General features: G+C 66.5%; 3 protein-coding genes. All 3 read right to left on the minus strand.

Annotation, left to right across the window (positions count from 1 at the left end; translation table 11 throughout):
• On the minus strand, window positions 1-1126 hold a 1126-nt coding region (gene argJ / locus H7290_RS13910; protein WP_290514614.1), incomplete at its 3' end, for a bifunctional glutamate N-acetyltransferase/amino-acid acetyltransferase ArgJ.
• Window positions 1123-2166 carry an N-acetyl-gamma-glutamyl-phosphate reductase gene (gene argC, locus H7290_RS13915; RefSeq protein ID WP_290514615.1) on the minus strand — a complete coding sequence of 348 codons (1044 nt, stop codon included), beginning with the start codon at window positions 2164-2166 and terminating at the stop codon, window positions 1123-1125. The genes argJ and argC, both read right to left, overlap by 4 nt.
• A 113-nt stretch (window positions 2167-2279) precedes the next feature.
• Window positions 2280-2405 carry a hypothetical protein gene (locus H7290_RS13920; protein ID WP_290514616.1) on the minus strand — a complete coding sequence of 42 codons (126 nt, stop codon included), beginning with the start codon at window positions 2403-2405 and terminating at the stop codon, window positions 2280-2282.
• Between the last annotated feature and the right edge of the window lie 231 nt (window positions 2406-2636).

Genomic DNA, 2636 nt, shown 5'->3' on the forward strand with positions numbered 1-2636 from the left:
CGTGGACATAATCGTGGGTCAGGTCGTTTGTCAGGATGGTCGCGGTGGCGCCGCCGGATTTGAGGTCGATGAGCAGCTCCACCCTGCGTGCGGTGAGATCGACGTCGGTGCGCAGCCGGTCGGGAGCGCCGAGATGGCAGACCCGCACCCCATTCATCGAGACGTCGACGTCATACGGGTCGAAGGCAGCATCCGTCGTTCCAATCGCGGCGAGCACCCGACCCCAGTTGGGGTCATTTCCAAAGATCGCGGCCCTGAACAGGTTGTTTCGAGCGACGGAGCGGCCGACCTCGACGGCGTCGTCTTCTGTCTCGGCGCCCACAACCTCGATGCGGATGTCGTGGCTCGCGCCCTCGGCGTCGCCCTGAAGTTGCTCAGCGAGGTCGATGCACACCTCCGTCAGCACAGCGGTGAAGGCGTCGAGCGGCGGCTCGACCCCGGACGCGCCGGAGGCGAGCAGCGATACCTGGTCGTTGGTCGACATGCAGCCATCCGAGTCGAGCCTGTCGAAGCTGACGCGGGTCGCACGACGCAGAGCGATGTCGAGCTCGGCCGAACCGAGCACGACGTCGGTGGTAATGACCACGAGCATCGTCGCAAGTCCCGGGGCGAGCATCCCCGCACCCTTCGCCATGCCACCGACGGTGTAGCCGTTGCCGACCCTGACCGAGCGTTTCGGCTTCGAATCCGTGGTCATGATAGCCAGGGAGGCGTCATCGCCATGATCTCCGAGGGACAACGCGGCAGCCGTGATCGCGGGCTCTATCTTCTCCCACGGTAGCTGGTCACCGATGAGTCCCGTCGAACAGACCAGTACATCGCCCGAGCTCACCCCGAGGGCCTCGCCGACGGCCTCGGCGGTGGCATGAGTCACCTGGAATCCCTGCGCACCCGTGAAGCAGTTCGCTCCGCCCGAGTTGAGCACTATTGCTGAGACGGTGCCATCGAGGATGACCTGTTTCGACCAGATGATCGGGTTGGCCTGCGCACGGTTGCTCGTGAAGACTGCCGCGGCGCTCGCCAGCGGCCCGCGATTCACGACCAGCGCGAGGTCGAGTCCGCCGCTCGACTTCAGCCCGGCCACCACTGCCGAGGCCTCGAATCCCTGCGCTGCTGTCACGCTCACGGCGCCACTGCATCCATGGAAAGCCCCGTTGTCTCGTCGAAGCCGAGTGCGATATTGGCCGACTGGATCGCGGTACCCGCCGTGCCCTTGACGAGGTTGTCGATAGCCGAGACGACCACGACTCGCCCCGCTGCCTCGTCCACCGCGAGCCCGATCAGTGCGGTGTTGGCACCGAGGGTGTCTGCAGTCCGGGGAAACTGGCCGGCGGGGAGCACGTGCACGAACGGCTCGTCAGCGTACGCCGCTTCCCAAGCGTCGCGCACCTGAGCCTCGGTCGCGCCTGGCGCCAGCTTCGCCGTACTCGTCGCGAGGATGCCCCGACTCATGGGTACGAGTACCGGGGTGAAGGAGATGCTCACGTCGATACCGCCCGCCGTGGCGAGATTCTGGCGGATCTCGGGGTTGTGACGATGCACTCCCCCGACCTGGTAGGCGTGCGCCGAGCCCATCAGCTCACTTCCCAGCAGCTCGGTCTTCAGGCTCCTGCCCGCGCCGGATGGCCCGACGGCGAGAACGGCCACGAGGTCATCGCCGAGGATGACGCCGGAGTGGATGCCCGGCGCAAGTGCCAGCGTGATCGCCGTGACGTTGCATCCCGGAACCGCAATGCGCGTCGCGTCTCGGATCTCGTCACGCTGGGTTCCGGTTGCCGTCGGTAGCTCGGGCAGGCCGTACACCCAGGCGCCGTAGTACTCGCCACCGTAGAACGTCGCCCAGTCCACTTCATTCTCGAGCCGGTGATCGGCCCCACAGTCGATGACGAGAGTGTCAGCGCCAAGGCGGGCCGTCATGTCGCCCGACTTACCGTGCGGAAGGGCAAGGAACACGACGTCATGACCGCTGAGAGTCGTGGCATCCGTCGGCTGCAGCTCGAGGTGCGCGAGCGAGCGGAGGTGGGGCTGGACGGCGACCAGCGGCTGGCCGGCGTTCTGGAACGCGGTGACCGTGGTCACCTCGAACTCGGGATGAGCGGAGAGAAGCCGCAGCAACTCGCCACCCGCGTAGCCACTGGCACCGGCCACGGCGACGGATAAAGACATGGCTCTACCTTAATGAGAAGAGGGACGATGGGGGCGAGGCGGCGGCGGATCACAGGGCCATTCCCGACTGCCGTTGAGCCGGCCCGGCGAGTTGGTGCGAGGTGAAGCGTCGCCTATCGTCGCTCGTCGGACTGGCGTCGCAGTCCCCGTGCCCGGCGTGCCGACCGACGCAGTGCCGACCGTCGCAGCGCCAACTGACGCAGCGTCAGGCTGGCGTCGAAGGCGAGGGTCGTGGTCACGCTTCCGACACTACTGCACCGCCGCTGACAGGAACGAATCACCATTCTGAAGTTGGATACCCATTCGGGGCAATGAGTGCAACGATGCCGCGTCGCTATTCCGGCTAATCGCGCAGCACAGCCCCTACCCGTGCCGCAGCGAGGGCGACGGCGGCAGATTTCGCCTCGGTCGCTTCGGCTGCGGTGAGCGTGCGATCGGTCGCCCTGAACCGCAGCGCGAAGGTCAGCGAC

This window comes from Aeromicrobium sp. (assembly GCF_014378035.1).
Classification (GTDB): domain Bacteria; phylum Actinomycetota; class Actinomycetes; order Propionibacteriales; family Nocardioidaceae; genus Aeromicrobium.